Annotated in this window: 39 protein-coding genes and 2 pseudogenes; 36 read left to right on the top strand and 5 right to left on the bottom strand. The window is 33.6% G+C overall.

Annotation, left to right across the window (positions count from 1 at the left end):
- Nucleotides 1-40: 40 nt before the first annotated feature.
- Nucleotides 41-889 carry a hypothetical protein gene (locus AB9L17_RS15730; protein WP_375199420.1) on the top strand — a complete coding sequence of 283 codons (849 nt, stop codon included), beginning with the start codon at nt 41-43 and terminating at the stop codon, nt 887-889.
- Here AB9L17_RS15730 and AB9L17_RS15725 read toward each other — a convergent pair.
- Nucleotides 782-1,600: an IS4 family transposase gene (locus AB9L17_RS15725; RefSeq protein ID WP_375199419.1), complete on the bottom strand. Its 819-nt coding sequence runs from the start codon at nt 1,598-1,600 to the stop codon at nt 782-784. The genes AB9L17_RS15730 and AB9L17_RS15725 overlap by 108 nt on opposite strands.
- A 459-nt stretch (nt 1,601-2,059) precedes the next feature.
- Here AB9L17_RS15725 and AB9L17_RS15720 point away from each other — a divergent pair, with 459 nt between their 5' ends.
- The 5 genes and pseudogenes from AB9L17_RS15720 to AB9L17_RS15700 all read left to right on the top strand — a co-directional run.
- Nucleotides 2,060-2,887, top strand: a complete 828-nt coding sequence (locus AB9L17_RS15720; protein ID WP_375199418.1) for a hypothetical protein — start codon at nt 2,060-2,062, stop codon at nt 2,885-2,887.
- A gap of 356 nt (nt 2,888-3,243) precedes the next feature.
- Nucleotides 3,244-3,531: a hypothetical protein gene (locus AB9L17_RS15715; protein ID WP_375199417.1), complete on the top strand. Its 288-nt coding sequence runs from the start codon at nt 3,244-3,246 to the stop codon at nt 3,529-3,531.
- Nucleotides 3,532-3,560: 29 nt separating this feature from the next.
- On the top strand, nt 3,561-4,451 hold the full coding sequence (locus tag AB9L17_RS15710) for an RHS repeat domain-containing protein (protein ID WP_375199416.1): 891 nt from the start codon (nt 3,561-3,563) through the stop codon (nt 4,449-4,451).
- Entirely contained in the window at nt 4,435-4,827 is a 393-nt protein-coding gene (locus AB9L17_RS15705; protein ID WP_223556349.1) for a hypothetical protein, read from the top strand. Before AB9L17_RS15710 ends, AB9L17_RS15705 begins: the two co-directional genes overlap by 17 nt.
- A 137-nt stretch (nt 4,828-4,964) precedes the next feature.
- Nucleotides 4,965-5,381, top strand: a pseudogene (locus AB9L17_RS15700) (hypothetical protein); the annotation flags it as partial.
- 479 nt (nt 5,382-5,860) lie between these two features.
- Here AB9L17_RS15700 and AB9L17_RS15695 read toward each other — a convergent pair.
- Entirely contained in the window at nt 5,861-6,034 is a 174-nt protein-coding gene (locus AB9L17_RS15695) for a hypothetical protein (RefSeq protein ID WP_223556347.1), read from the bottom strand.
- A gap of 215 nt (nt 6,035-6,249) precedes the next feature.
- Here AB9L17_RS15695 and AB9L17_RS15690 point away from each other — a divergent pair, with 215 nt between their 5' ends.
- From AB9L17_RS15690 to AB9L17_RS15660, 7 genes are all read left to right on the top strand, one after another.
- The gene (locus tag AB9L17_RS15690) at nt 6,250-6,489 is read left to right on the top strand and encodes a hypothetical protein (RefSeq protein WP_375199415.1); all 240 of its coding nucleotides are present in this window, start codon (nt 6,250-6,252) and stop codon (nt 6,487-6,489) included.
- Nucleotides 6,490-6,842: 353 nt separating this feature from the next.
- A complete protein-coding gene (locus AB9L17_RS15685; protein WP_223556336.1) occupies nt 6,843-7,067 on the top strand; it encodes a hypothetical protein in 225 nt (74 codons plus the stop codon).
- 6 nt (nt 7,068-7,073) lie between these two features.
- Complete coding sequence (locus AB9L17_RS15680) at nt 7,074-7,385, top strand: RHS repeat domain-containing protein (RefSeq protein WP_375200804.1); 312 nt, start codon at nt 7,074-7,076, stop codon at nt 7,383-7,385.
- Nucleotides 7,379-7,501 (top strand): hypothetical protein, encoded by a 123-nt coding sequence (locus AB9L17_RS15675; RefSeq protein ID WP_375199414.1) that lies wholly within the window; start codon nt 7,379-7,381, stop codon nt 7,499-7,501. The genes AB9L17_RS15680 and AB9L17_RS15675 overlap by 7 nt, the downstream gene beginning before the upstream one ends.
- A 95-nt stretch (nt 7,502-7,596) precedes the next feature.
- A complete protein-coding gene (locus tag AB9L17_RS15670; protein WP_375199413.1) occupies nt 7,597-8,004 on the top strand; it encodes an immunity 22 family protein in 408 nt (135 codons plus the stop codon).
- A 222-nt stretch (nt 8,005-8,226) separates the two neighbouring features.
- Entirely contained in the window at nt 8,227-8,667 is a 441-nt protein-coding gene (locus AB9L17_RS15665; protein ID WP_375199412.1) for a hypothetical protein, read from the top strand.
- A 211-nt stretch (nt 8,668-8,878) separates the two neighbouring features.
- Entirely contained in the window at nt 8,879-9,322 is a 444-nt protein-coding gene (locus AB9L17_RS15660) for a hypothetical protein (protein ID WP_375199411.1), read from the top strand.
- Between the two features lie 138 nt (nt 9,323-9,460).
- On the opposite strand, the gene AB9L17_RS15655 is transcribed toward AB9L17_RS15660, so the two are convergent.
- On the bottom strand, nt 9,461-9,958 hold the full coding sequence (locus AB9L17_RS15655) for a YfbM family protein (RefSeq protein ID WP_375199410.1): 498 nt from the start codon (nt 9,956-9,958) through the stop codon (nt 9,461-9,463).
- Between the two features lie 760 nt (nt 9,959-10,718).
- Between AB9L17_RS15655 and AB9L17_RS15650 the strand changes: the two genes are divergently transcribed.
- From AB9L17_RS15650 to AB9L17_RS15615, 8 genes are all read left to right on the top strand, one after another.
- Entirely contained in the window at nt 10,719-10,997 is a 279-nt protein-coding gene (locus AB9L17_RS15650; RefSeq protein WP_375199409.1) for a hypothetical protein, read from the top strand.
- Nucleotides 10,998-11,769: 772 nt separating this feature from the next.
- A complete protein-coding gene (locus tag AB9L17_RS15645) occupies nt 11,770-12,204 on the top strand; it encodes an SMI1/KNR4 family protein (RefSeq protein WP_375199408.1) in 435 nt (144 codons plus the stop codon).
- Between the two features lie 390 nt (nt 12,205-12,594).
- Nucleotides 12,595-13,038: an SMI1/KNR4 family protein gene (locus AB9L17_RS15640; RefSeq protein WP_223556327.1), complete on the top strand. Its 444-nt coding sequence runs from the start codon at nt 12,595-12,597 to the stop codon at nt 13,036-13,038.
- Nucleotides 13,039-13,245: 207 nt separating this feature from the next.
- Nucleotides 13,246-13,647 (top strand): EndoU domain-containing protein, encoded by a 402-nt coding sequence (locus tag AB9L17_RS15635; RefSeq protein WP_375199407.1) that lies wholly within the window; start codon nt 13,246-13,248, stop codon nt 13,645-13,647.
- Between the two features lie 22 nt (nt 13,648-13,669).
- Nucleotides 13,670-13,972: a hypothetical protein gene (locus tag AB9L17_RS15630; RefSeq protein ID WP_375199406.1), complete on the top strand. Its 303-nt coding sequence runs from the start codon at nt 13,670-13,672 to the stop codon at nt 13,970-13,972.
- 37 nt (nt 13,973-14,009) lie between these two features.
- A complete protein-coding gene (locus AB9L17_RS15625) occupies nt 14,010-14,339 on the top strand; it encodes a hypothetical protein (RefSeq protein WP_375199405.1) in 330 nt (109 codons plus the stop codon).
- Nucleotides 14,340-14,352: 13 nt separating this feature from the next.
- Nucleotides 14,353-14,772 carry a hypothetical protein gene (locus AB9L17_RS15620; protein ID WP_375199404.1) on the top strand — a complete coding sequence of 140 codons (420 nt, stop codon included), beginning with the start codon at nt 14,353-14,355 and terminating at the stop codon, nt 14,770-14,772.
- A gap of 595 nt (nt 14,773-15,367) precedes the next feature.
- Complete coding sequence (locus AB9L17_RS15615) at nt 15,368-16,189, top strand: replication initiation protein (RefSeq protein ID WP_375199403.1); 822 nt, start codon at nt 15,368-15,370, stop codon at nt 16,187-16,189.
- Here AB9L17_RS15615 and AB9L17_RS15610 read toward each other — a convergent pair.
- Nucleotides 16,186-16,401 carry a helix-turn-helix domain-containing protein gene (locus AB9L17_RS15610; protein WP_375199402.1) on the bottom strand — a complete coding sequence of 72 codons (216 nt, stop codon included), beginning with the start codon at nt 16,399-16,401 and terminating at the stop codon, nt 16,186-16,188. The genes AB9L17_RS15615 and AB9L17_RS15610 overlap by 4 nt on opposite strands.
- Before the next feature lie 206 nt (nt 16,402-16,607).
- Between AB9L17_RS15610 and AB9L17_RS15605 the strand changes: the two genes are divergently transcribed.
- The 9 genes and pseudogenes from AB9L17_RS15605 (at nt 16,608) to AB9L17_RS15565 (ending at nt 22,837) form a co-directional block, all read left to right on the top strand.
- Nucleotides 16,608-17,390, top strand: coding sequence for a recombinase family protein (locus AB9L17_RS15605; RefSeq protein WP_375200803.1), 783 nt, complete (start codon nt 16,608-16,610; stop codon nt 17,388-17,390).
- 148 nt (nt 17,391-17,538) lie between these two features.
- A pseudogene (locus AB9L17_RS15600) lies at nt 17,539-18,777 on the top strand (IS110 family transposase).
- Between the two features lie 369 nt (nt 18,778-19,146).
- The gene (locus AB9L17_RS15595) at nt 19,147-19,518 is read left to right on the top strand and encodes a hypothetical protein (protein WP_223556321.1); all 372 of its coding nucleotides are present in this window, start codon (nt 19,147-19,149) and stop codon (nt 19,516-19,518) included.
- Nucleotides 19,519-19,633: 115 nt separating this feature from the next.
- Complete coding sequence (locus AB9L17_RS15590; RefSeq protein ID WP_375199401.1) at nt 19,634-20,473, top strand: pentapeptide repeat-containing protein; 840 nt, start codon at nt 19,634-19,636, stop codon at nt 20,471-20,473.
- A gap of 161 nt (nt 20,474-20,634) precedes the next feature.
- On the top strand, nt 20,635-21,132 hold the full coding sequence (locus AB9L17_RS15585) for a hypothetical protein (RefSeq protein ID WP_375199400.1): 498 nt from the start codon (nt 20,635-20,637) through the stop codon (nt 21,130-21,132).
- Nucleotides 21,133-21,169: 37 nt separating this feature from the next.
- Complete coding sequence (locus AB9L17_RS15580; protein WP_375199399.1) at nt 21,170-21,313, top strand: hypothetical protein; 144 nt, start codon at nt 21,170-21,172, stop codon at nt 21,311-21,313.
- 379 nt (nt 21,314-21,692) lie between these two features.
- A complete protein-coding gene (locus AB9L17_RS15575; protein ID WP_375199398.1) occupies nt 21,693-22,373 on the top strand; it encodes an Imm3 family immunity protein in 681 nt (226 codons plus the stop codon).
- Between the two features lie 86 nt (nt 22,374-22,459).
- Complete coding sequence (locus AB9L17_RS15570; RefSeq protein ID WP_375199397.1) at nt 22,460-22,600, top strand: hypothetical protein; 141 nt, start codon at nt 22,460-22,462, stop codon at nt 22,598-22,600.
- A 42-nt stretch (nt 22,601-22,642) separates the two neighbouring features.
- The gene (locus AB9L17_RS15565) at nt 22,643-22,837 is read left to right on the top strand and encodes a hypothetical protein (protein ID WP_375199396.1); all 195 of its coding nucleotides are present in this window, start codon (nt 22,643-22,645) and stop codon (nt 22,835-22,837) included.
- A 93-nt stretch (nt 22,838-22,930) separates the two neighbouring features.
- On the opposite strand, the gene AB9L17_RS15560 is transcribed toward AB9L17_RS15565, so the two are convergent.
- Entirely contained in the window at nt 22,931-24,151 is a 1,221-nt protein-coding gene (locus AB9L17_RS15560) for a DUF418 domain-containing protein (RefSeq protein WP_375199395.1), read from the bottom strand.
- 290 nt (nt 24,152-24,441) lie between these two features.
- Here AB9L17_RS15560 and AB9L17_RS15555 point away from each other — a divergent pair, with 290 nt between their 5' ends.
- The 6 genes from AB9L17_RS15555 (at nt 24,442) to AB9L17_RS15530 (ending at nt 26,713) form a co-directional block, all read left to right on the top strand.
- Nucleotides 24,442-24,588, top strand: a complete 147-nt coding sequence (locus AB9L17_RS15555) for a hypothetical protein (RefSeq protein ID WP_375199394.1) — start codon at nt 24,442-24,444, stop codon at nt 24,586-24,588.
- Nucleotides 24,589-24,593: 5 nt separating this feature from the next.
- Nucleotides 24,594-25,031 (top strand): SMI1/KNR4 family protein, encoded by a 438-nt coding sequence (locus AB9L17_RS15550; RefSeq protein WP_375199393.1) that lies wholly within the window; start codon nt 24,594-24,596, stop codon nt 25,029-25,031.
- A gap of 191 nt (nt 25,032-25,222) precedes the next feature.
- A complete protein-coding gene (locus tag AB9L17_RS15545; RefSeq protein ID WP_375199392.1) occupies nt 25,223-25,669 on the top strand; it encodes an SUKH-3 domain-containing protein in 447 nt (148 codons plus the stop codon).
- 123 nt (nt 25,670-25,792) lie between these two features.
- Nucleotides 25,793-26,032 carry an SUKH-3 domain-containing protein gene (locus tag AB9L17_RS15540; RefSeq protein WP_375199391.1) on the top strand — a complete coding sequence of 80 codons (240 nt, stop codon included), beginning with the start codon at nt 25,793-25,795 and terminating at the stop codon, nt 26,030-26,032.
- On the top strand, nt 25,971-26,237 hold the full coding sequence (locus tag AB9L17_RS15535) for an SUKH-3 domain-containing protein (RefSeq protein ID WP_375200802.1): 267 nt from the start codon (nt 25,971-25,973) through the stop codon (nt 26,235-26,237). Before AB9L17_RS15540 ends, AB9L17_RS15535 begins: the two co-directional genes overlap by 62 nt.
- Before the next feature lie 41 nt (nt 26,238-26,278).
- The gene (locus AB9L17_RS15530; protein WP_375199390.1) at nt 26,279-26,713 is read left to right on the top strand and encodes an SMI1/KNR4 family protein; all 435 of its coding nucleotides are present in this window, start codon (nt 26,279-26,281) and stop codon (nt 26,711-26,713) included.
- Nucleotides 26,714-26,930: the final 217 nt, after the last annotated feature.

Below are 26,930 nucleotides of genomic sequence, written 5' to 3'. Positions count from 1 at the left end.
TTAGGGCAAAAGTACGCATTTAAAATATAACAATCATTTAATGATGCAAAATATAGATCGTAATAAAAATAGCTTCTTCTGGCGCTATGATGGCCCAACGACAGGTGCACGAGTCATCAAAACTTGGGGAGACGGCAATGTCCTTGCAGGTGAGCTTTCGTATCATGAGGGCTATAACGAAATTACGAATAGCTTAGGTCATAAGAGTTATTATTATTATTTCAACGAAGATAATCTCTGTACGAAAATTGTTCATCCAGATGGTAGTGATGTTAGTTATCAATATAATGAGGATTTTGAATTACTCCAAGTAGTAGATGAAGATGAACATATGACGACGTTTAGCTATGATGAGTGGGCAAATCCGGCGACGATTACTCTTGTAGACGGCAGTATCTTATGCTCTCAGTATGATGAGAAAGATAGGTTGATTCAAGTTGTAAATGCAGAGGGCGGAAGTCGTCAATGGATTTATAATGAAGATGGGACGTTACAGGAAAATATTTTAGAAGATGGCGCGAAGACTGAATTTTCATATAATGAACAATATTTAATTAAAACGGTGACGAATGCGCAAGACCATATGGTAAGATTAGCATATGACGCCGATCTGAACTTATGCCAAGTGACGTTGCAAGACGGCACAAGTTCGACATGGACGTACGACCGTCATGGTAATTGTGCCACAACGACCAATCCGCTAGGGGCCACAGAAAAGTTCCATTATGATAACTTGAATCGTCTTGTACGGGCAAACCTTTCAGATGGTAATGACGTTCAATTAAAATACAATGCCTATGATGATGTTGTTTTTGCGAAAGATAACCATACGCAAGTAGCCAGCCTTGAATTGAACGACACGATGGCGCTTTTTCGTTTGTTTTTGTGATGTTCCAAGCGTGCAAGTAAAATCAGCTGTCACATTGGAATCGTTGGTACGACTACCTTGGAGCGATTTTTTGCGATTTAATTGCACATTGTCTTTTAAACGCAACACGAAATGTTGATGTTCTTTCAAGTAACGATCGACTTTATCAATAGAAAAGTAGGCACGGTCACAAACGAGGATAAACCTTTTATCTTCAAGGAATTCTCCAATGGGACCATCATGTTTTAAAACGGTTGTTTCTACAACTTTTAAGGGCATCGAAGTTTCATTAGTAAAACTAACATGTAATTTGATACCTGAACGTTCGCCGTGATAGACAGCCCTATGTAAACGTGTTTTGCCTACTGTAATTGTAGTTGAATCAACGGCTAATAACGTTTTTGGCATCTTCAACTGACGACGAGCTGCACGATTGAGTTTCCTGACAATCACTTCAAAAATACGTTTGATGATGCCGTAATCGAGTGCCTTTAAATGTTTAGAAAGCGATGAATGATTCACCGAAACAAGACCGTTACTTGGACCCACATCCGCTGCGTGGCGTAAACTTTTCCACTCGTTCGTTGCAGCACCAATTAAATAAGAAATAAGAATAGGAACCGTACATTTTCGTGCTGTTTCTACATAACCGAATTCGCTTAAGATTGATTGCCATTCTTCCTCTGAAAGAAAGTTTTGAATGAGCGTAAGAATCGTGTTATTCTTGTTCAAGAGAGATTCCTCATTTCGTAATTGTTTGTGTCGTAACTAACATTTTACATGAGAATCTCTCTTTTTATTTAATTTTTATTGGAAGAAACTAGATAATCGACACGTGTGTAATTCTGGTGATGGTGTTGATATACTGGCAAAGAATAAATACAATGGCGAGTGGAGTGCTTATGAAATAAAAACGACAAAAACTAATTGAAATCCTAGTCTTTCACCTGCTCAGAGATCATTAGGTGCAAATAAGTATACTCAAGATCGCCTTAACCGTGCAGGTACGGGGAGTGGTCATTGCCGAATTCTTCCTGCTTCTAAAAAGGCAGATGCAAGAAGAATATTAGGTGAAATTCGAGCACAAGGTGGAATAAAAAAAGGGACTAAAATAAATGTTTTTGTGGATGCAAATCGTAATGTTATAAAGGTGAGAGGTAAAAAATGGTGCCCGTAAGGAGAGGATTAGGGTTGGAAAGCAGTCTTCATAAAAAAATACAGAATAAAGTTAAAAGATGGAGCAAAGGGTTTGCAGATAAAGAACGACCTTATATGTATGAGGAAAGCTATACGATTATAGAGAAATTTTTGAAAAGCCCTAAAGAAAAAAATGATTTTATTTCCTTAGGCATTGCAGGTAATACACTTTCCACATGGTATTGTGCTGACTTTTTAGAACGCTATTTTAATAATACGGGGGAGTATTCATATTCACTTAAACAAAGTATGTTATGGGGAACAATAGATCATCTATTATATGCATCAGAAAAAATGGGAGATATTAAACCAATTTGGTTTGTTGATGTATGTTTGTCTGCTTGTAATCTATTAATTTTACAAGAAGTAGATAAAGCACATAAATTGTTGCAGTATACCTCTCCTGAGAAAATAGATTTTACTGTAGAGCCACCTGAATCAGTTTGCCAGTTTGTTAACAAAATGTTTTCAATATTTTATAAGGATAAAGAAATTCCTCATGAATTCCCAAAACCGCTTAATGACATATATTCTAATTTGTTAAACGATTTGACGGATGAAACAAAGAAAGACATTAATGCTTCTGTGAATCAAGCCTGTGAATTTCATTTAAGTAGAACAAAAATGTACCAAGAATTTGATAGAGAAGACAAAATGCTTTTACCTTCAGAAATATTAGCTCCCCTTTTGCTGAGAAAAGGAATGGGTTTAGATGTGGAAAATATTGAACATCCACTTATTAAAGATTTGTTTCCAGTAATTGAAGGTTTAATAGAGGTTGATACAGATCCTGTATTTTTAAAGGTTATTGAATATATATAATTGAAAATGTATATGGCAAAAGTACATTGGTTCGATTTTCGGCAGATGCTAATACGCTAAAGCATCTTATACCGGAGCGTAATTAAAGATCTTACACTGTAGTGAAATCAGCAATCTCTATGAAATAAAAGAGAAGAAATGTTGCAACTTTTCACAGAACAATATGATTCGTACAAATTAAAAATTCAGTGGATTTACTTGTGAAAATATTTATATTTACATCAAAAGAGTAGCAAAAATTCTTTGGGGATTGCTACTCTTTTTTATTATTCCCCTTTTGGGTGAGGTCTGTCTCTCATTTATTTTCCCTAAAATATAATTAACACTGACACCATAATAATCTGATAGTTTTATTAATGTCCAAACAGGAATCTCATTTATGCCTGTTTCATTGGATTGCGAGTAGCTATGATGAATTAGGCAATCGTTCACAGATTACAAGTAGCTTAGGTGCAAAAATCGATGTCGCTCGTAATGAAATGGGCAATGTGTCACAAATCACAGCCTCTCGCTCAGAGCAAGAACAGTGGACAGCATCCATGCAGTACAATGAACTTGGTCAAGAGATTGAGAGAACCCTACCAGGGATGTCATTAGCAAATGGCAATATGATCCGACAGGTAGACCAACACACCACCGAATAAGTAGTCAAAATCGCGATACACGAAGACGCGTGTATAATTGGGATGTCAATCATCAATTACGAAGCATGGTAAAAGAGTTAACCGGTGTAAAAGTTACCTATGGTTACGATGAATTCAGTAACCTCGTCTGGTCCAATCAAGGTGATCAATTTGACTTCTTACATCGTATTGTCGATGATGTCGGGAATTTATATGAAACAAAAGAAAAGACAGATCGTGTTTATGGTCCCGGCAGCAGATTGCTTGAAACGAGAGAGGCAATATTCTCTTATGATGATGAAGGGAATCTGATTAAGAAAGTTGAGAAGAACGGTGATACATGGAAGTACGAATATAACGGCAATGGCATGATGTCGAAGGTCATCAAACCAGACTACACAGAAGTTACTTTCAAGTATGACTCGCTTGGTAGACGAATAGAAAAGTGTTCTGACGAGAAAACAACAAGTTTCGTTTGGGATGGGAATACTATCCTACATGAGTATTTCTTGCATAATAATTCAGATATATTTGAAAATATAGATGAGCATCCATCACAGAACGACTCAGAAATACCAGATAATCTAGTCACATGGGTGTTTAATGATGGGTTCGTACCTTCAGTTAAAATCACGAGTGAAGGTAACTACAGTATTATTAGTGATTATCTAGGAACGCCTGTAGAATCTTATGATGAACAAGGTAATAAGGTTTGGTCAGCTGAGCTTGATATTTATGGACGAGTGAAAGAATTTACAGGTGAGAAAGACTTCATCCCATTTAGGTATCAAGGTCAGTATGCGGATGAAGAAATAAGATTTTACTATAATCGATATAGGTACTACTCACCACAAGAGGGGATGTATACACAGCCAGACCCGATTGTTCCTGATCCATCACCTGCAAAAGGGAAGGGGGGTGTAAATGATTCCACATCATAAATTTCAGAAATTCAATACTTATTTAGAAGATGAATATGTTTATGCTGAGTTAGAGCAATTCTGGCTTGATTTTTTTCTAAGCATTTTAGATAAAAACAGTAAAAATAAAAATGAATGGATTTCTCCTTTTTACAACACTAAATTTTCGAACGGGAAAAGTATGATGAATGCAAATCCCATTTTTTCTGCAAAATCATTGAAAAATGAAAAGATTATCAGAATACTTCAGACAGATATGGGAGACCAACAAGAACTTTCTCATTGGATAAATAGTACGATGGATAATCATAATGATGAATTAGTAATCAATTGTGTGTTAAATGAAAAAAACTTAATAGAGATTGAAAGCCTAATACTCAATTGGATTAAATCTTGAGTGAGACCAAATTCAAGCCAGGTTTTGAGGATTTAAAACCAAATAAAAAAGGATTGTCAATTAAGTTCAAAAAAGGAGCATTAATTATGAAAGAAGCTAAAGACTTTGTATTTTTCTAGGGAAAGCAAGATGTATTTTCTAACTTTTATTACTCTCCATTTAAGCATCAAGGACAACTTTTTAAATGGAGTGAACAAGCTGTAATGTATCGTAAAGCTAAATTGTTTGGTGCTGATAAAATTGCATTACAAATTATAAGAGCGCAAACACCAGACGAATGTAAGATGCTAGGACGCAGCAGACAAATTCCATTCGATAAAATATGGGGAATAGGTATCGACTGTATAGATACGATAAGTGTAAAAGCACTTGATGCTATAGGTGAGGAGGTAGGAGACTTTATTGTTGAAATTGACAATATTAAAATACAAGAAACATGTAACAAATTAAAGGAAACAGCAAGCGATTACAAACTATTTAAGATATTACTGGCCTGGAACAGGGAAACATTAATTGAAATTATATCAAAAGAGGTTAATTTTTGTGTCGAGTGAGATTTGTATTATGGAATTTTTTCCGTTCGATCCTAAGAAGATTCGAACATTTACCTTCATCTTATAATTGTCGTACCGGTTGCTCATTTAAATACCATTCTCAAGATTTTGTGCAAGGTCTAGTAGAAATTCAAGACGCACTTAGGTAAAGAGTATGTATTTAGAAAATATAAAAATCACTTAATGATGAAAAAAGGGTCAAGATGAGTATCGTCTCTTCTTACTATACGACCTCATCTAGTGTTCTAAGAGGTTGTTGCAGTTAGTATATCTAAATTTAGAATGTTAAATGCATAAAATTAATGTAGGGTGACTATATTTTGTAACATTTCTTTATATTCTTTAAATGAATTGAAGTGATAAATAGACAAGGGTTGGATGAGAGAAATTTTCTCAACTAAAAAAGATGAATATTTTGATAGACTCATACAAAGAAAATGAGAAAATACCAAAACGTTTAGCTTTATGTTTTGTTGACATTAGTGTGCGTTTTTCTTTTCTTGATTTTCTCTATCAATATGAACAAATGTTATTGCAGTTCCTTTTCTATCCCCATAAGCGATATATAGATCTTCTAATTCGTTAAAAAGAGTATATTCAAGGTAGTCGTTTTCATTTGCAGGACTGATATTTTCCAATAAATGATTCGTCATCTTTAAGATATCCATATCATCTCAGCTGTCCGCTTTGAGCGTTGTGAGATAGCTATTCGCAAACCACTAGCATTTTGCCACTCTCTTCTCCAAAAGCTGGATATAGAGAATCAGGTGATATTTTAAATAACCTTACGATTATTACAGAAGGTGGAACAAATAAAATTGTTACCGCATTTCCTTCAAAATAACTAACGATGAAAGAAGAGAGTAAAATGATAAATGAATATAAAGTTGATTGGTGCCCATTGTGTGATCAAGGCTGGGTCATAATTGTAAAAGATATTCAAACATTAAATTTGTATGTGTGTTGTAAAGAATGTGATTCTGAATGGAAAAGTCCATTTGAAATAACTCAGGAACAATGTTTGCCATTTAACACATATGCAAAATATGATTTTCCAACTGAAGATGAGGTGATTAGTTATGGCTGGGCTGAATTTATCAAAACCTAAAGGTGTAAGGAAAATCTTAGTGAGTAGTATTCGATGAACTTCATATAATAATTGATAATTAATGGTAATATTTCTGAGGAAATATAACTTTAGAACCTACGTATGAAGAGTTACAAAACCCTTTTTTTCATAGGTTTTTTTAAGTCAGGGACTACTTTTCCCGCCTATGTGATGGCGGTTACACAGGAGAAAAATTTGCTAATAGCGTAAAGGAGAAAAATGGTTCAAATGTAGAGATTGCGAAAAAGAACAAACTACATAAATTTCCTGTTTTGCTTAAACGTTGGGTTGAATGAGAATGTGGCCATAAGCTAAAGCGAGACCCATTCTGACAAGTAATAGCAAAATGATCATTGGGTTACGAGTGTTACGATGAATTAGGCAATCGTTCACAGATTACAAGTAGCTTAGGTGCAAGAATCGATGTCGCTCGCAATGAAATGGGAGATATGTCTTCTTTAAAGACTGACTCCAAAATAGTAGATAATCTAGTTACATGGATATTTAAGGATGGGTTTGTACCTTCAGCTAAAATTACGAATGAAGGTAATTACAGTATTATTAGTGATTATCTTTGAACGCCTATCGAAGCTTATGATGAAGAAGGTAATAAGGTTTGGTCAGCGGAGCTTGATATATTCGGCAGGGTAAAAGAATTTACAGATGTAAAAGATTTTATTCCATTTAGATATCAAGGACAGTATGAAGATATTGAAACAAGATTGTACTATAACCGATTCCGTTATTATTCACCAGCCGATGGAATGTACACGCAGATTGATCCAATAGGATTGGTGGGAAATAATCCTACATTGTATACATATGTTAGTAATCCTAATGCTGAGGTATACTTATTCGGACTAGCACCTTGGAAAAACGGTGGATTTAAATGGTAGTTCCTTTAAATGGTAATAAAAAAGTATTTTTTGAAGATATATTTGATGGAGATGGTAATATTATATCAGGTAACATCACAGTAGTAGTGCAAGTAAGAGATTCCATGACATATTAATTAAACAGTTAAAGAGTGCTATAACGAAGGAAGAAGCACTTGGAATAATCAATAAAAATCATGATAATCATATGAAGATGAGGTGTAAATAACAAATGAATTATGGAGAACAAAACACATCTAAAGTGCATATTTGGGTAGGAAATAATTTTGAGAAGGATTATGATGAGTATTTTGAATTAGACTATAGAGAAGATGTAGAAATAGGAGATTTGGATTATAAAATCTGTGTTTTTTGTAAAGATATAGGGAAAGTATTTTACGATGAGGACTGGATTGGATATACCCAGCACTCACAAGAGATAGACTTAGATATTCTGATAAACCAAGATGAATTATCAGTTACGGAAGAAACTATAACAAAAATTAGAGAGATTTGTATAAAGAAGGGCGTTGAAAAAGCGAATGCAGTGTTTTGGTATTATGATGGTGATATCATGATAAAAGATAAAGAAAAGCTTTATAATAAGCTACCTTATATTGGAATGTTTGATGCTATTTAGTATTTAAGTCGGAATAAATCAAAAATAATTTAAAATAATTGGGTTATACGGTAAGACACCTGCAGATATTGACTTTCATAATTCGGCAACCTAGCATATAAATAGTGATTTCACTTCATATTTGGGTACACCTATATAAAGACGGTAAGACTACTTGCCTAGGTTGATTGGATTATTGTAAACCTATAATACACTGTAGGTATCTATAGAAAGGTATTTAATATGATGATTAATGTAAATATTAACACATCTAGTTTGGTAAAGTACCAGGACTTGATTGGTGGAGAGGTGTATTTTTCTTTCAAAGATACAGTTTTTCCGAAAATAAAAAAAGAAAAATGGTCAGATTTTATTGTTTGGGTCTTAACTAATTGGAATGAGGCTCTTGAAAAAATGAAAAATAGTTCAGATGAGACTGCTTTTCAATTAAAATTTTTTAATGGACCATTTAGTGCAAATGTAATAAATATAAATGGTTTGTTAAAATTCCAATTCTTGCAAGAAATATATGATAAAACAAAAATAGTATGTGAATGTGAATGCGACTTGTTAGAATTTGAAAAGTCTTTAAAAGATGCTACAAAAGAATTGTTAATCGAATTAGAGAAAAGAAACTGGATTTCCAAACAAACCGAAGAGTTATCGCATTATATCACTGTTTGATTCGCCATTTTGAGATTGGATCAATCCTAAAAAAGTGGATATTACTTCAGATTTCAGAGTTCATGACAGTGCAGTCGGAAGGTTCGATAGTGGTCACACATCTTATTTAGGCACACCAAGTGAAGGTTTTAAGAAATATGATTATGAAAATGGAGTCCAAAGTCTAAAATGTCGTTGATAATATTCAAAAATTTTCACTGAGGTGTATTAGATGGGGGCTATTGTAAATATTAATCTTTCAAGTTTAGTAAAGTATCAACAGGATGTGATTGTTGGAGAGATGTATTTTTCCTACGGGAATAATGTTTTTCAAAAAATAAAAAAAGTAAATTGGATAGATTATATTGTTGATGTCTTGATTGATTGGAATCGAGCTTTTGAAAAAATAAAAAACAATTCAGATGAGACTACCTTCCAATTAAGTTTTTTTGACGGACCATTTATAGCTGATGTAGTAAATAAAAATGGTTTATTAAAATTTCAATTCGTGCAAACAAAACAGAGTACAATAATATCAATGACTGAATGTGAATGCGACTTGATAGAATTTGAAAAATCCTTAAAAGCTGCAACTAAAGAATTGTTAATTGAATTAAAGAAAAGAAACTGGATTTCTAAACATACGGAAGAGTTATCGCATTATATCACTGCTTAATGGGGAAGAAGGGGGAGTAAAGTGTACCCTTTGTAAAGGACATTTTGAAAAAAAAGCTAGGCAACCTTAAACTGTACCCTGTCGAGTAGACACTTAAAAAAGTCTCTCGATAAGGTACAGTTTAATATTGATGCAGTTTTAATAAATGCTGATTAATATGTCATGACCCCGGGTAAGGCTTTGTTCATAAAAATCGATTAACTGATCGAGTTCCGCTATAAGTTCTGCGAAAAGTTCCTCAGCTTCATCGTCTGCCCAAATATCCGGATAAATCTGTTTCGCTCTAAAATCGGCTGGCTTGAATTGTTGCTGCAAGACGGTCCTATCCATAGAATGAAGAGCTTCTAAAATGTGGGGAAGCTCTTCAGAGCCAATGACGCTGACGAATTCTTCAGTATCCAGCACGTTGACTCCGACAATGGCCTCGCTTAATGGGTGGTCCTCGATCGGCTGCGAGGCAGAGATCCCTGTTAGCAAACAATGCAATCCGTCCCATAATTTATCCATTTCATATACGGGACAGCGTAGTTTTTCCATAAGCTCCTCAATCTTCTCAACGATATGGGAATTGTCTAATTGGGCAATTTCATCCGCTAAAGCATCGTTTAATGATAAGTAACAAGCCATGATTCCCATCGTGTATCCGCTCCTTTATTTTCTATCATTTTATACATAAACCAAAACGGCAAACCTCTTCCATGTTGTGGGCGTCTGATCCGCTTTATGCCTATATTGACGATGTAACCCGCCAATTTCGCGGTTTCCTTAGTCGATCATACTATTCTCAACATCAAGTAAAAGGGAAACGCGTAAAAATTTGTTCCCCACTGCTAGCTATTCAGCATCGATGGAAACGTATTGTTTTTCTATATCAGATTACCATTTTTTAGGTAATTTTGGTAGTTTTCAAGGCACACTTTACGGTAGAACAAGCTGCAACCATTGATACATCTGGCCACTCTCCCTACAAACATCTATTATTTTCTTGTTATGATAATGTTTTGGGAGTTGTTTATAATGACTATATGTTTGTTTTCCTAGAAAACCCTTAATGCTCTTAGCTAGATATCAAGGTGGTGACTATGAGATTATTCAAGGAACTATATCACGTAGTAATTTTATTCACCATTTAAAAAATAAAAAAATATTGTTTAATGTATGCTATATAATCACTAATGATTAAATGAAAGTTTTCCTTTAATAACCTTGATTGGCAATATGCCTTTCAAGTTTTTTAAAGGGGGTGGGCAATTGAATCTGTAAATGCATATGTTAAAGGGGATGCTGTTGTTTTAGTAAATGTACAATCAAATGAAATTTTTACGTTCTTAAATAAAAGAGGAGACCGATTATCGGGTAAATTACTAGAGGAATTAGATTTACTGAGGTGATGGATGTGAATAATTATATAAAATCTTTTACGAAAAAAATGGATGAATTATTATGGAAAGAGGAATTTACAAATTTAATCTATTTACATGATAAGGAAGACAATGAACGATTAGACCAAGTTATTTTTTTAAAAAAGAATAACGAGGATGTCGTAGGTTTTTACATCAGAGGAAATAATCCGTTGATTTCTGTAAATAAAGTATATAGTTTGGATGATTTTAATCTATATGCAACTTATGATGAATTAATTGAATATGAAGAGAAAAATTTTAACCCTTTTTAAAACAGAATGTATCAGACTATACTTTAATCCTGGTTATAATGAGTTATTAGGAATTTATTTATCTGATATTGATGGATTCCGTTCGCTAATCATTCTTTTTTTACAAGATGAAATTCAAATAGTAAATAACTGCAAAATATCAGATATAGATACTGTGTTTGAAAAATTTTCTCTTCAAGTTTCAGTTGGTAAACTGATAGTATACGAAAAAATAAATCCTAACAGTGTCTGGATGTTATTATAGGATAATTGAGAAAATAAAAAGTAGAAAATTCTAGTTTGAGATAGTTTAGTAAGGTAAGAAATAAAATAAAATTAGTGTCGGCCCTTGTAAATTTTTACCGAATTTAAAGAGTAGCAAAATCCTTTAGAAATTGGATTATATTGCTACTCTTTGTTATTTAGATCGTTATGTGATGGATTTTTTTTCCTTAATTTGAACAGGGGGAATCACGGGTCTCTGGGGAGAAGGTTCATTACGATCATCGAAGCAAAAAAGCTAGAAAGCCTTTAAAAAGACGAAGAGAAAAATTAACAAATGTATAGATATTGTCAAGAGGCAATAGATAACGGTACTGAATATTTAACTAGAGATGGGCACCAGGTAATACAAGTCACCACATCCATAGCGGCTTCTATAGCCACTTTACGTCATGGTAAGCCTTCGCAACTAACTTCTTCTCAAAGAACCAAGGAAATTAGAGAACATTATAAAGAAAGAGGAAAAGAGTATATACTACCAGGAGAAGGAATTTAAAAGGAGGAAAAGTTAGTGACAAGAGATGAGATTGCAAATTTATTAGATGGTATTTTAGATAAAGAATTGGAGAATTTAGATATTCCTTCGGTAAGTGATTGGGAAAGAATAGAGAAAAAGTTCAAGTGTCAATTTCCAATGGAATTTAGATTTTTTATTGAATTAATGTCTGAATATTCTTTTCCAGGGGACATCTTAAATGTTTCTAATGTTAAAACAAATGGAAATGACACTATTGAATTTACTTATGACTATGAAATGAAACAGGGGGGATGGGAGAAAGAATTAATCCCATTTTATAGTGTAGGTAATGGTGACTACTTTTGCCTTCTTTCAAACGAGTGCCCCAACACAGGAGTCTATTATTATTCACATGAGGAAAATAACATTGAGAAAGAAGCTGATAACTTTGAAGAATGGTTAAATCAGTTGCCGATTTTTTTGAGTTAATAGGTAAAAACCTAGTTGATGATTTGGCAATTGTGACCTTAAAGAAAATTGGATTTAATTTAGAAGTGAAACGATTTATTTGGAATCAGTAAGTGGAAAAAATAGAACCAGCGAAACCGAATCTAAAGGATAAAGATAATTTTAGTAAACCTTCAGAAAACTATTATAAATACAGTGGTTCTATTAAGAATCGCAGGTTAAATGATTCGGAGCAGAAAATGATTGAGCTCGTAGGGAAAAGTACAAAGATACTCCAAATGATAATGGTAATATTGAAATCATTTCTCATAAGGAGATTTGTCGAAGTATTGATCAATTTCAAAAGGAACTTTTTAATATTAAAATTACGAGAGTGCAGATATTAGACGAGTAGAAAATGGAGGATTTAGTATGAACTTTTTTAAAGGTAGTAATATAAAGGCTTTCTTAACATCCTTAGAGAAGGACTCTTATCCCATGAAACCTTGCAGTAAGGACGATATATCAAAATTAATCAATATATCGCCAACTCGAACACTCCCTCAAACTTATTTGGATTTTATGAATAAAGCTGGTAATGGAATTGAATTTTTAGTTGGTACGGATTATTCCATGAATTATATTTTTGATTTAAAAGAGTGGGCTATTGAACTTTTGGAGGAAAATAATTTCATAAAAAAGCTCACAGATAATCAGTTTATATTTATGATGCATCAAGGATATATGTTCTGGTTTTTTAATCTGAATGAAGGGGACGATCCTGCAGTATATAGTTATGATGAAGGTGTAGAATTAGATGATTTTAATAAAGTTAGTGATACTTTATCAGCTTTCTTAATATCCCTATACAACTGATAGAAGAGGCTAAATCAAATAATGATCTTAACTAGACAATTATTTGATAATCTCGCAAAAATCTTATTCCAACTCGAACGATAAAAAGGAATAAGCTTTTTGTATTTCTGTATTAGAAATAGGGTTTAAGATAGATTGTTTTTATTAGCGGTTTTTAAGATTACAACATAGGGTACGGGTAAAACTGTCACATTTAGTGAAAAATCCTTGAATCATGCAAATGAAGGCGACTTTACTAGAAATCCTAGAACAGGAGAAGTTTCTAAAATGAGTGGCGGTGTGCATAGTCAAGATAATATAGAGTTTCTTAAACAGAATGGCATCGAGTACAATATTGAAAAAACTTATCCTAATGGGGTAAGGGTTGGTAATGTACCAGACCACAAGTCTAAAGGGAAGCGAACAGGTACTAGTCAAGCACGGTTTCCTGAAAATTGGACTAAGGAAGATATTAGGAAAGCTGGAGAATATGTAACGAATATGCCTGAATTCAAGAATATTGCTGATGGTGTAACAGTATTCGGTGATTACAATGGTGTTAGGGTAGGTGTAATCAAAACAAATGGAGAGATAGGAACGATTTTTCAAGATAGTATGTTACAACCGTAGTTATAAAGGGGGGGTATTAACAATGTTTGAGGAAAAAGTTAGAGCAGTCTTAGGTGCACGAGCATTACTAGATGATAATGATCCAAGAATTGAGCAAAAATGGGAAGAGCTAATTGTTTTACTAAGTGAAGTTGAAAACTTGACTCTGAATTTCTTACAAGTTTGTACAAAAACAGAACTTTCATTTTTAAGTGAGGTTTTTGAAGAAGTGGCGTATAATTTACAAAGTAAAAAGTATATTGAATTACTATATTGCCTAGATCAAAGATACCCAGACTTAAACTTAAAGAGAAGTATACAAATTGCTGAGGAGTACATGGATTAAATTTATGATTACAACATAGGGTACGGGTAAAGTTGATTTGACTAAAACAACTAACCCTGAAGATTTCTTAGATGAAGTAATGAAGCGACAAGGGCTAGATGAATTACCTGGAAGATTCAAAGAAAAGTGGGTTGATGGTGATTATAAATACGAGATAAGAGCTCACGAAGCTGAAACTCAGTATGGAAAATCGGGAAGTATTTATAGAGTGGGGAGACAGAAGCCTGGTAACGGAACAGAATATATGGATTCTAATGGGAAATGGCACCATGAAAGTACATTAAAGGAAACGCATAAAGATGGGCGGCCGAACCCTTTATTTAATGAAGAGGCTGCAAGAGATACGCATATTCAGTTTAATAGATAAGGAAGTGATACTATTGAGTGAACAAAGATTTTTTATGAATGAAAATGAAGTACTTCAAGTAATAACGCTAATCAATGAATATGCTTCTCAAGAGCTATGGATGGATTTTGATGTTGCTTTATCAAATGGATGGGATTTAACAATTATAGGTCGGTTGGATAATACCACAAAGAAGGTTAATATTGAGATTAATTTTGAGCAAGTCCACTTTGTTTCTCTGCCTTTTGGCTGGAAAACAGATACATCATATCCCGTAATTAGATTAGCTACTGAGGAAGAAATAGAGAATTTAACAGATAAATTTGAAGTGGATAAAGGTAATTATATTTTTAAGTTCATTGCTGAAGGTTTCGATAGTGAAAAATATTACTTTGTTGGAGCGAAAAAAATCTCCTGTCTATTGCTTGATAAGCAGACTAATGAGTTAAAATAACATATCAAGTTTAATCTGGAGGATTTATTGAGCAATAAGAATAGGGATAGCGAGAAAAGAACGAAAATTGGGCGAGACCTTTTAAATGGAAAGGGTAGTATAAATATGGAATAACTAACAAACTAACGAGAATGACAAAGCTCGTGGTGATAAACAAGGAAATAATAGTTTTTTAATTGTATACAGTTAAAGATTCCTTGAATTCGAATTAATAACTCATGAAGGCTAGACCATCAAGGAGTGTTATTTTAACAATTAAGCAATAAGAGCGAGAATAGGCGAGTTGACATTTTACTTACAAGGACCACTTATGGATGGCATAAGCAACAAACACACGAGATTAAACAAGCTAAAGGGTTTAAACGTTACACTTGCCATGTGGTAAAAAAGATGTCATACTGTCAATACTAAACTAACTTATAAAACTTGCAAATATTAATAAACTTAGAAAATTTATAAACTTAAAGCACTTGATTGTCTATAACAGGCGACCAGTGCTTTTTTTGCATGTTTAAATACGGATTACGATTATTTAATTAGTGTACTAAGTATTAAATTTTATACAAGTACTTGCATACAAGGGGAAGAAAATGCGATGGAAATAGAGGTTTCGATAGATAAGTTCGTTATAGATTATAAGGATGTACCACATTCAGCATTTTTACGTGTTTTTATGGTGGCAGTGCAGAAATATAAAGTGAAAATGAAGATTTATAGTGGAACATATAGCTATGAACTGCACATACGGAAAAGTGACGATGTATACATTCATATATATTTTAAAAACTTTAGAGAAACGGAAGGACACATACATACCCTAAGGATTGAAACAAGACCAGAGCATTACTCACATTTTAAAGAGATACTAGAGATGATAGGGAAGCGGGCAAGCCGAGTAGAATTTGTGAGCTGTGATGTAGCGTATGATATACAAACAGGCTTGGAAAATATAGTGGTGTTACCGACAGACGCACGGAGGAATATGACACACTTTGATACAACACGATATTTTGGTAGAAGCGACCAACGTAAACGGAATGGTTACTGTAGGATTTATGATAAACGGCTAGAACTAGCAAGGAATAAAGGAATTTATTTAGCACATGAATTAAGCCGAATAGAAGTGGTGTACAAGGTAAATGAGCAAGTGTTGCTTAAAGACCTAATGAAACATCCACCAAAACAGAATGAACATTATTTTGCGGCTGTAGTAACAGAGTGGCAAATACTTAAGAAGAAGCAACGAGAACGGGTAGCTAGCATGCGAGATGGAATAGATATGTATACGCAGTATATACGGAGGGAAATAAAAAAGACCCTTACGAATCAGTATCGATTGGACTTCGACGAATTAGCAAGGGTGGAATGGAAAAGGTTGATAGAAGAACCAAGTTCAATTGTTCTTCGAGTGAGTTAATCGTTTATCTCCAATACAAGTAGGTCTTGGATAGAGACATGTAATGTGTCGCACAAAACTGAAAGGGTACTTATATGCAGGCGTTGTATGGGTTGTGTACATAAATCATTGACGGTATTTGGACGTAATGAGGTTTGCTTGGCCAATTGCCGACGGCTCATTTGTTTTTCAATTAAAATTTCATTGAGACGTAAACGAATAGTAGAAGACATAATAAAAACACCTCTTTGTTAGATTGTAACGGTTATGTATAGTGTACGACCATACTAGAGAAAAAACGACTGTAAAATAAAGGGTTGTGCAAAATTTGGGTAAGGTCGTACAGTATGTTGTAACGGATAGACGTTACACACAAGTTATCCGCAAAAAACGGGTAAGCGTTACAGGGACTTTAATTGCTGTAACGGGAAGGGGCATTATGAAAGAGAAAGTAGTTGGTTATGTACGAGTTTCAACAGAAGGGCAAGTACGTGAAGGATATAGTTTAGCGTATCAAGTAGAAGAAATTGAAAGGTATTGTGATGAAAATAAGCTACAATTGCTTCACATATATGAAGATAGAGGACTCAGCGGAGCGACAGTTGATGAAGATGGATTAACAATTGAGCGAGAAGGCTTGCAAGAGTTATTAGCAGATATAGAATACCATCAAGTAAGTCGAGTAATTGTACTGAATACCTCTCGTTTGTGGCGCTCTGATATGGCAAAAGTATTGATACAACGAGAGTTGAAAAAATATAACGTAGATGTTAAAGCGATTGAGCAGCCAAATTACAGCATCTACACACATGAACCAAATGATTTTTTAGTGAATGGCATGTTAGAGCTGTTAGACCAATATCAACGATTAGAGATTGCATTGAAACTAAGTAGGGGCAGAAAGAAAAAAGCTGAACAAGGTGGCTATGCAGGTGGCGGTGTCATGTTTGGTTATACAGTACAGAAAGGGCGAAAAGTATTAGAAGTGGATACAGAGAAAGCGATCGTTGTACGGAGGCTATTTGAATTAAGACATTTTTTAAAACATTGGTCACTATCTCAATTGGCAGAACAGCTCAACATAGAAGGCCATCGAACAGAGAAAGGGAAACGATTTACAAAAGTACAAGTGAAGCGCATTTTAGACCGTGAAAGCTTTTATCGGGGGATTTATACATATGGACAAATACAAGCAAATGGGCAACACCCTGCAATAATTTGAAGAGCTACTTAAAAAAGGTGCTCATTTACTTATATATCTTCATATAACGGTGAAAATGGATAGGCTTTCGTACCAATGCGCACCAGTTGGTGAACGCTCGAACTAAGGTTGCCGGCATTTTCATTCCATTGAATAGGAGGATAAGTTAATGCACGAAAGACAGAAGCATTTTTATGTGGGAGTAGATTTACATAAGCAACACCATGTGGCGGTTATTATTAATTGTTGGCAAGAAAAACTAGATGAAATAAAGTTTGAAAATAAGCCTTCTGCTTTTTCAACTTTTTTACTGGATATTTATAAACATATGGATGATGGTTTGACACCTATTTTTGGTTTAGAAGATGTTGGGGGCTATGGACGAGCATTAGCGCAGTTTTTGGATGAGCACGGACAAGTTGTAAAAGAAGTGAATCCAGCTCTTTCATACGCTGAACGAAAAAGTAATATGACCACACAAAAAAGCGATAGTTGGGATGCAGAATGTGTAGCCAGAATTTTGGTGAACAAACTAGACCAGTTACCAGATGCTAAACCACATGATTTATACTGGTCGATACAACAACTGGTCACTAGAAGAAATGCATTAGTAAAGGCACAAGGTGCTTTAAAGAACCAACTGCATATTCAATTAAGTCACCACTATCCAAGCTATAAAAAGTTTTTTTCAGAAGTAGATGGAAAAACAGCATTGGCATTTTGGGAACGATACCCGTCTCCACCGTGTTTAGATGGGGTAAGTGTAAAGCAATTGACCATATTTTTATTAGAAGCCAGTAGCAATACATGTTCGGTGAAAAAAGCGAGTGAAATTTTAAAGTTGGTGAAAGAGGATGGAAACACAATAAGAGAACACTAAGAAACACGAGACTTTCTAGTAAAGAGCATCGTCCGAGACATTTCATTTAAGAAGCAGGAAATGCGCTATGTGGAACGAGAATTAAAAGGGTTAATGAGTTTACTAGACTTTCAATTAGACACAATGCCAGGCATAGATCTCGTGACAGCTTCAGCTTTAATTGAAGAAATAGGCGACGTACGCCGTTTTCCGAATGCCAATAAATTAGCACGATTTGCGGGTATTGCGCCTGTTTACTTTGGCTCTGGTGGGAAAGGAAGGGAACAAAAAAGCAAGCAAGGAAACCGGGCGCTACACGCTTTATTTTACAACTTAGCCGTCCAACAAGTACAAGTGGCGAAAGGAAGTAAACTGCCTAGGAACCCAGTATTTCATGCATACTATCAACGGAAACTAAAAGAAGGCAAAACAAAGGGACAAGCATTGGTTTGTATAATGAGACGGCTTGTAAACATTATTTACGGCATGATGAAGCACAAAACAGCCTATAAATTGCCGATAATAAAAGAGGAAGAAGTAGTAGTTTAATAAGGTTGAAGATAGATGTTTTTTTATTAGTGGATTTTAAGATTACAACATAGGGTACGGGTAAAGTTAAATACTCTACTAATAACTTGCCAAAGGATCCTAAATAATTAATCAACAACAGATGGAAGGATGTAACACCAGAAAGAATGGCGAAAAATACTAAATTACGAGAGAATATTGATCGGAAACTAGAATGAAGGTTAGATTTGATCCTGAAAAACCAGGAGGAAATGGTTTTCGAGGTAAAAATCATTATCAAGTGCACAACCCAGCACAGGTAAAAAGGATTATTACCTTGATATTAATGGTAACCCAGTACCAAAAGGTTCGAAGGCATCTCACATTGAACCGTAGCTTGGGAGGAGAAATATGAAACCATCAGAATTTATTAAAGCTCATAACCTTTTTGATAGTCTTGTTGAGGAATTAGAGTATGATAAAGTTAATAAGCAATTAAAGATAATGTTAGAGTTGTGTCAGTGGAAGCAATCTTACTATGTTGAAATCGAACCAGAAATGCAGCTTGGAATATTAATATTCTCTGATGTGACAATCTACAAAACTGAACCTGAATTATTCAATCTGGATAGTAGTGAAATATTAGAGGTAGACGTACTCCCATTTGCTGGAGACGGTGAGTCTATTAAAATAGTTCTTAATGGTTTAGTCGATGTAATTGTACTATACATTCATTCTAATGAAGTAGAATGGATTGAAATAAAACCAGAGAGTGAACAATAGTTAGGTTTTTACAATCCCAAACCATGGATGATAAACAATCACGTTCTTTACCCAGTTCAAACAACTACTGTAATAAAAGATTCAGTAATAGATTCTATTGAGAAAGATTATACTAATGGTAATGCATATTCACGAGTATTTTGAGAAACTAAAACAACACTTGGTATGGTCAAAGGGTTTAATGGTAAAAAAGGTGCTGATTAATGTAGCGAATATTCCGAGTTCTAATAACGGTATAATACCAGATTCAAGTCAGCTTAACCCAAATAAAGATCCTAATAAGCCTGATAACAAAGCTCAATTATATGATAAAAGTATGGAGGAAGAACAAGAGAAGAGTTATCTGGTATCCATAAAAAGGACGATTAAAATGATGAATGAAAAAAGAATAATACATCTATTTGAATTGCATCAATTATGGCTAGAGTCAGTAGGGGATAAGGGAGAAAAGTTAGTACTTGACGAAAGAAAATTAGAAAGTCTGAACTTGTCCAATTTCTCCTTTAAGGAGGCTAGATTAATAGGATTTGGCAGCATGAATTTGGAAAAAGGAAATTTTATTTTAGCTTGGCTTTATTCTTCAATTTTTAGGAATGCTTGTTTACAGGGAGCAAACTTCTATAAAGGATATATTTCATATGTGGACTTTACTTATTCCGATCTTAGAAATTCGATATTTACAGATTGCGAGAGTACTGAGACGATTTTTTTTGGTTCAGATTTATCAGATTCACAATTAAATACATGTTATTTTGATTATGTGGATTTTAGAAATTCAAATTTTAAAAATGCAAATATTGAAGATTCTTTTTTTTTTGAGAATGTTTTAGTGAAAGGTGCAAATTTCAAAGGTGTTTTGGGCCTTGATAATGCTAAGATTTTAAGTATAAATATAGGAACAACAGAGGAACCAATAAACTTAAGAGAAGATGAAGCTAAAAGATGGATATCATAGAAAATTGTATGTAAGTAAGATGAATTATACTACGAACATATTAACTAAAACAGATTAGAATGGAAGACGTACATTCCGTTACCTTGAAGCTTTTGGGTGTCAAGTTTATTAAAAGTTGTCTGCTCTATTTGGCATAGTTTTTTATAAGTGAGGTATAGATTATGGGGGATTTACTAAATATTGCTTTAGAACGCTTATCAACAATTCAATTCGAGAATATCGATGATAAAATAAAAGAATCTCACCATGTATTAATTAGAGAGTATCTTAGAAGAGTTAATGTATTTTTGGATAATTTAGAAATTGATGTAGATAAGTATCCTATAATCAGTATTTCTAAGGCTCTTGGAAAGTCTATTGATAGTAACATTTTTAAGATTTGTCCAAAACTTGATAAGATTAATAACCTTTACATACGAGCAATTTGTTATTGTTATTTAGAAATTTCCCAACTAGCAGATGAGGGAGTAGATGAAGCGATTGATTATATAGACTTATATGAACCAATGATTAAATTTTTTGAAAGAGGTGGTACTTTTTGGATACGGCAAGGTGAATTGATTGTAGGGAATTCAGCTTATCCTCTTAGGTATTGGAGGAATTTAGATGTCCCGAGGAATGATATAAGTGATGATTCGCTATCTGAAATAGATAATTGATGTACTAGTCAATAATTAACCTTAGGAGATAACCACATTGAAGATTATAGATATAGAGTTTCCAACTTATTTTGAAACGATAGATAAAAATAATGACATAGATGTGTTTGTAAGGATGGAAGATGGGATGACTTATACGATGGTTGTCACTACACCAAACAATTACTATTGGTATATATGATAAAGGGTGAGTCTTCTTATGACAAAATTGAAATTGTAAATTCAAATAGAAATTCCTTGTTAGCAAAGTACATAAAGATACAATTTTGTAATCCATTGAAGGCTTATTTCGACTCAATTTACGAGATGGATTAAGTTTTTTTATTGTAAGCACGGCATTAATGATAACTTGGTAATACTTTTTATATTAAACTAATAGTCACTACATATTAATTACTTTGTTAAATGAACTATTTAATAAAATTAACTAAATGATAAAAGTCATCTTGATCTATTGAATTAGAGTCTTTTATTGTTTTAAGTGGAAGGCTAATGACAATAATTATCCGTAGTAATAGTCGGAGCTTAAGCTAAATAAAGTCTACTGGAGTGTGAAGAATTTGGATTGGAATTATTACGAGCTGTTAACCTCAGTTTATGATACATACTTAGAATACAAAGGTGAAAAATTCAGTGATTATGAAGCGTTAGCGAGAACAACTTATGATTTTGAAGTTTCTATGAATGATGGAGAAGCTGAGAAAGCAACTATCCGTGTTGCTTTAGCTAGAATCGCTCTAACACATTCAAAATTATCTGTACGTGCTAAGGAATTAACGTGGGAAGTGTTAACAAATCTAGACATTAAAAGAATCAGAGAGCAGTTAAGTACAGAAGAAGTAGAGGATTTATTGGAAAGAAAAGATTACGTATTATGTCAATATAATGATGCAACGATTTCATTAAATCACGACCCTAGGGCACGCTGGTACTATCATGAGATGACAAAGGAAGTAAAAGTTTATTTTGATAATATTATTAGTATAATCCCCTTAGAAGAAGTCGCTGATAAAGTGCTGAAACGTTTTGAAAGAGACTGTAAAAATACGCTTAGTGAGAATATTACTATTAAAGTCACATTAGCTGAGCTACTAATGAATAAAGGACTGCAAGATCAAGGAGAACTTAAAAATATAAAATTTGAACTTGAGCAGTTCAATATAGATGATGTAGGGCAACAGTTATCGGAAACAGAAAAAGAAGATTTATCGTACCGAATCAGCAATCTAATAAAAAACTAAAAATTTAAAGAAAATAGGAGAAATTAAACTAAATTTCAATCATGTTGAACGGATAGCATTTAATAAAAAATGAATTGGCAATGAAAATGAAACAAGAAAATGAATATAGTACACAAAAATATGCACATGAACTCCACAAGATGTTTGACCAAATTGATCCAGTAGCAATGAAAGACGTTGAAGGATTCTGGTCACATTTAATAGAAGACTATGAAACAGATTTGTAGAAAACAATAAGAACTATATTTATCCATTTGTTGCAACTATTCTTGGAATGGTTTTATAGTAGAACGACAACACCACAATGCGAGCTAACCGTCGTGTTAGCAAACGGCATCGATTTCTATCAATACCTAGTGACGTTAATGACAGAATTGCCAAATTTACCGATTCATCAGCAGCCAGAGATTTTAAAGAATTACATGCCTTGGTCGAAAAAAATCCAAGCCACATGTGCAAAATAGCCATCTATCCGAAAAAATTCAGGGTAGATGGCCATTAGTCGTGCGTACTGAGAAGGTGCGCTTATTTTTTTATATTTCGTGCTTACTGAATAATTATTTTTTTATGCCTAAATAAGTGATTGATCTCCAAACATATTCTAATGGTCCGAAGCGGAATTTGGATAACCATAGCTTACTAAAAATCATTTGTAGCACAAAAATGACAATGGCAATGATGATGGCTGTCGTTAAGTGAAGTTTTCCATATACGCCAAACGCAAATGGCCCAAATAAAAATGTACAAATGATAGATTGGCCGATATAGTTTGTGAATGCCATTCTTCCAGGGAAAGCTAACCACTGTAAAACTTTCTTCCCTTTAACCGTTTGATAGATGAAGATCAAGCTAATAGCATAAAAGATTGTTAGGAGTGGCGAGCTCATATGTTGAATTAATTGAGCAGCTGATGCATTTTCTAAAAAGAAAGGTAGTATCCAGCTCAATGTGCCACCAGTAATAAATGTCAGTAACCAAGTAATGAAAAAGCCTTTTCGATAGTCTTCAAAACGCTGAATCCATTTTTTCTTCGCAACGGCTGCCCCGAATAGGAACATTAGTAAGAACGGAAGATTTGAGAATAAATAAAAAATAGGGTTGCCTAAAAAAAGGATATATAATCCATTACGCATTGTATAAAAAGTTCTTTCCATAAGGTTGGCATCCATTAATTCTTGAATGCTTCCATTTTGGTGGGCATCTATTGTAACTTGCATGAGCTGGCGACTTTCCTCTGACATAGTCATGGTCATAGTAGGATTGGAAGACAGAGCTCCTAGCGTTAAAACCCCAAAAAGTAAGCTATATAAAGTAATGCTAATGATTAACATGGCATTAGGTTTTAACTTATGCATGAGAAGGAGTAATAATCCTAAAATTGCGTAGTCTGTTAAAATATCACCAAACCAGATGAAATAGGCATGGAGACAACCGAAAATAAATAACGCAATAAGTCGTCGAGAATAAATTCCCCAGAAGTTTAATTGCTTTGTGGCTGCTCTTTCCTGCATGATGACCATTCCAAAACCGAACAGCATGGAAAAGAGCATAATAAATTTACCATCGACAAACATAGTAAGAAGAGATTTGACTGTGTAATCGGCTTGATTCCAAAAAGAAGTCCATTCATTTTTAAAACTTGGATCTTCCTGCATGTAGACAGGATAAAGAAACCAAACAATATTTGCTAGTATGATTCCAAATAATGCGAAACCCCTTAATACATCGATTGTTTCTATCCGCTCTTTGGCCGATATAGGTGAAAGCTTTTGTTTCATGTACATCATCCTTTTGATTGTTATTTTGTTCCTTCAACAAATAGGTTATTGCTGAAAACTTTTACTAATGAAACTTTAAGTGATAATTATCAAGATTTTATAAGGAAAACTAGGATATCCTAATTTTTATAAAATATCTCAAAGGAAAAATTTGCCGTTGAATTGGATGGTCCAAATATAGTGAGATTGGAAATTTATTTACAACGAACTATTGTTGATACTATAGTAAAAAGTACATAAAACATATAGACATAGGTATTTAATTTTTCACGAAATAAAGGGGAGTTTTTATGCAGGAAAAACTTACAGATATTTTTAAGAATAATTCCGTTCAAGATATTTACTTAGTTGGTTTTGTCGATATTGAAGATGGAGCTGCGGAGTTCTATCCTGATATGCGTTTACCATCCAGACCTCTTAATCTTAAAAAAGGATGATTTAAATGAGCATTTTTGATGAAATCAGTACGATGTTTTCGATAGCGTCTAAAGAGTCACCTGCATCAGAGAGGCAGATTAAAGAACTTATGGATTTCTCTACAATAGAAGTTCCTGCTGACTATATTGAGTTTATAAAGGTTGCAACAGAAGTTGAGATTAATGTGAAGAATGAAATGTACATACGTATTTGGGGGCCAGCAGACAGTATTGAAATGAATGAAGCGTATTATATCCAAAAATATATTCCTAACTCACTTGCAATTGGGGTTGATGAAGGGGGAAATGCTCTGATATATTTTGAAGGTAAAAGAGGCTTTGGTCTTTATATGGTTGGTTTTGGAAATTTGGATATAGTTGATGCAGTGTTAATCGCGCCTTCTCTTACGGATTTATTAGTAAATAATTTCGGTTTAGATCAAGTAATGAGTGGATATGAATAATTATTTGGAAAGCTATACGTAGGGCAGATATAATCCAGTAGAAAAACTAGCAAAGCCTCCATATTATTTGTGCCAACAAATCGAGGAGGCTTGGCAGTTAGTCTGCAGCCGTTTAGGTAAACTTTATTGTGCTTTACCCCAGCTTCTGATGTAGGACAGATTTTATTAATGAATTTAAGAGGAAACTATTTATGAAACCATTATCTGAAGAAACAATTAAAATATTAAAACAGTCTGGTTGGTATCCAGGAAGGAATATTGATATACAAGAAACTATCGATTTTTTACTATCAAAAAGATACACTTTATTTCCGCATTTAATAAAGATACTTAGTGAATTTAGTGAAATTGAATATAAATTCGATCATCCAAATGGTAGAATAGAGTCTTTTCATATGATACCTAAAATGGCTTTAGGAGATTACTATGAGAAAGAAGATTTTGAAGAGATCGAAAGGAGGGTGAATGAGACTTTAATTCCCATTGGTGAAGCTTGTCGTGGAAATATGATAATGTTTTTATCTGAAACCGGTAAAATATATGGGGAAACTGGCTATTATTTAGAAAAATTCGGGGATAATATTTATGAGGCATTGGAGAATCTTTGTTTGTTTAAACAAGGAGAGGAAATAGAATAGATACATAAACAACTAGTTTTCTCTTCATGAAGGTAATTCATTTTAATTTTTGGTGATTAAACTCTAAAGTTAAGAAGTTTCTTTATGATAAGGGCTAAGGCCTTAATCAAAGGACGTGGAATTTTGGAAGAAAAAGTTCTGGTTTTACTTCAGAAAGCAGGTTGGTTTAAGGGACGTAAAGTTGATATAAGTAAATATGTATCTGCTTTAATTAATGAAGAATATATTGTCTTTAAAAGAGCATTTGATTTTCTGGAGGAATATGGTGATTTGGTAATTCAATTTGAAAGATCGGATAGCTATGTTGCGCTTACTATTAACCCAATTGATGCAGCAAATTTTGATATTTCGGGAAGTATCTGAAAACTACGAGCGATATTGTAGAGAGTCATTTGTTATCATCGGAGATATTCCAAAAATGGAGATGACTTTGTATATTGCTTCATCCGGTAAATTTTATGGAGGCTATGATGATTTTCTTATCTGTTTAGGAGATGATTTTTATCATGCACTATATAATATAGTGAGTGGAGCAGAATTGGAAGTTATTCTTGTTGAAGAGGGATAGAGGAACAAGATTCTAATTAAAAATAAGCGAGGTAATGTAATATGACATACGATGAAGTGGAAGCCGTTTTATCTCAAGTGTTGGAAAAAGAATGGGATGATTTAGATCCACCTTCTATGAATGATTGGGAAAAAGCAGAAAGAAAATTTAATTGCAAATTTGGGGATGAATTTACATATCTTTTTATCTTAATTTCTAAATATGTATTACCAGGCATGTTAAACGTATCAACCGGAAAAAATAATGGGAATGATTTAATTAGGTTTGTGTATGATTATGAGGTTAATAATGGCAATTGGATTGCAAATATGATTCCATTCTTCGAGATTGGTAACGGTGATTATTTTTGTATAAATGCAAAATATGGCTCTATATCACCTGTATATTACTATTCTAGTGAAGATTTTACTATTGAAGAATATAATACAAGCTTTGAAGAATGGATAAACAACTTGCCTCAGTTTTTAAATGGATGAATATTGATAGCCTCGATAAAAGTTTCATTGAGTTTTTTTTCTTTTGCTAAGAATTATTTGTATGACATAAAAGAGACAATCATCTCACTTAGAAATAGAAAAAATTGATATTTTATAAATAGTTGAAAGACTGATGAAATCAACAATCTTTCTCAAAAATGCAAGAAGTCAAAACTAATTTAGCATCGTACTCACTTTTAAGAGGATGTAGTCTCAT

The organism is Lysinibacillus sp. RS11 (assembly GCF_042019215.1).
In the GTDB taxonomy this organism is placed as follows: Bacteria; Bacillota; Bacilli; order Bacillales_A; family Planococcaceae; genus Lysinibacillus; species Lysinibacillus xylanilyticus_A.
The sequence above is the reverse complement of the archived record's forward strand: the minus strand, read 5'-3'. Positions and strand labels throughout refer to the sequence as shown.

What these genes read in the sequence shown, in the direction of transcription:
- AB9L17_RS15550 (WP_375199393.1), top strand. Translation starts at nt 24,594, where the DNA reads ATGAGCATTTTTGATGAAATCAGTACGATGTTTTCGATAGCGTCTAAA.
- AB9L17_RS15630 (WP_375199406.1), top strand. Translation starts at nt 13,670, where the DNA reads ATGTTTGAGGAAAAAGTTAGAGCAGTCTTAGGTGCACGAGCATTACTA.
- AB9L17_RS15530 (WP_375199390.1), top strand. Translation starts at nt 26,279, where the DNA reads ATGACATACGATGAAGTGGAAGCCGTTTTATCTCAAGTGTTGGAAAAA.
- AB9L17_RS15585 (WP_375199400.1), top strand. Translation starts at nt 20,635, where the DNA reads ATGGGGGATTTACTAAATATTGCTTTAGAACGCTTATCAACAATTCAA.
- AB9L17_RS15730 (WP_375199420.1), top strand. Translation starts at nt 41, where the DNA reads ATGATGCAAAATATAGATCGTAATAAAAATAGCTTCTTCTGGCGCTAT.
- AB9L17_RS15570 (WP_375199397.1), top strand. Translation starts at nt 22,460, where the DNA reads ATGAAACAAGAAAATGAATATAGTACACAAAAATATGCACATGAACTC.
- AB9L17_RS15555 (WP_375199394.1), top strand. Translation starts at nt 24,442, where the DNA reads ATGCAGGAAAAACTTACAGATATTTTTAAGAATAATTCCGTTCAAGAT.
- AB9L17_RS15595 (WP_223556321.1), top strand. Translation starts at nt 19,147, where the DNA reads ATGAAACCATCAGAATTTATTAAAGCTCATAACCTTTTTGATAGTCTT.
- AB9L17_RS15535 (WP_375200802.1), top strand. Translation starts at nt 25,971, where the DNA reads ATGTTGCGCTTACTATTAACCCAATTGATGCAGCAAATTTTGATATTT.
- AB9L17_RS15560 (WP_375199395.1), bottom strand. Translation starts at nt 24,151, where the DNA reads ATGAAACAAAAGCTTTCACCTATATCGGCCAAAGAGCGGATAGAAACA.
- AB9L17_RS15690 (WP_375199415.1), top strand. Translation starts at nt 6,250, where the DNA reads ATGATAAATGAATATAAAGTTGATTGGTGCCCATTGTGTGATCAAGGC.
- AB9L17_RS15605 (WP_375200803.1), top strand. Translation starts at nt 16,608, where the DNA reads ATGAAAGAGAAAGTAGTTGGTTATGTACGAGTTTCAACAGAAGGGCAA.
- AB9L17_RS15615 (WP_375199403.1), top strand. Translation starts at nt 15,368, where the DNA reads ATGGAAATAGAGGTTTCGATAGATAAGTTCGTTATAGATTATAAGGAT.
- AB9L17_RS15610 (WP_375199402.1), bottom strand. Translation starts at nt 16,401, where the DNA reads ATGTCTTCTACTATTCGTTTACGTCTCAATGAAATTTTAATTGAAAAA.
- AB9L17_RS15640 (WP_223556327.1), top strand. Translation starts at nt 12,595, where the DNA reads ATGAACTTTTTTAAAGGTAGTAATATAAAGGCTTTCTTAACATCCTTA.
- AB9L17_RS15590 (WP_375199401.1), top strand. Translation starts at nt 19,634, where the DNA reads ATGGTAATGCATATTCACGAGTATTTTGAGAAACTAAAACAACACTTG.
- AB9L17_RS15675 (WP_375199414.1), top strand. Translation starts at nt 7,379, where the DNA reads ATGGTAGTTCCTTTAAATGGTAATAAAAAAGTATTTTTTGAAGATATA.
- AB9L17_RS15660 (WP_375199411.1), top strand. Translation starts at nt 8,879, where the DNA reads ATGGGGGCTATTGTAAATATTAATCTTTCAAGTTTAGTAAAGTATCAA.
- AB9L17_RS15655 (WP_375199410.1), bottom strand. Translation starts at nt 9,958, where the DNA reads ATGGGAATCATGGCTTGTTACTTATCATTAAACGATGCTTTAGCGGAT.
- AB9L17_RS15545 (WP_375199392.1), top strand. Translation starts at nt 25,223, where the DNA reads ATGAAACCATTATCTGAAGAAACAATTAAAATATTAAAACAGTCTGGT.
- AB9L17_RS15670 (WP_375199413.1), top strand. Translation starts at nt 7,597, where the DNA reads ATGAATTATGGAGAACAAAACACATCTAAAGTGCATATTTGGGTAGGA.
- AB9L17_RS15665 (WP_375199412.1), top strand. Translation starts at nt 8,227, where the DNA reads ATGATGATTAATGTAAATATTAACACATCTAGTTTGGTAAAGTACCAG.
- AB9L17_RS15715 (WP_375199417.1), top strand. Translation starts at nt 3,244, where the DNA reads ATGTCCAAACAGGAATCTCATTTATGCCTGTTTCATTGGATTGCGAGT.
- AB9L17_RS15695 (WP_223556347.1), bottom strand. Translation starts at nt 6,034, where the DNA reads ATGACGAATCATTTATTGGAAAATATCAGTCCTGCAAATGAAAACGAC.
- AB9L17_RS15705 (WP_223556349.1), top strand. Translation starts at nt 4,435, where the DNA reads ATGATTCCACATCATAAATTTCAGAAATTCAATACTTATTTAGAAGAT.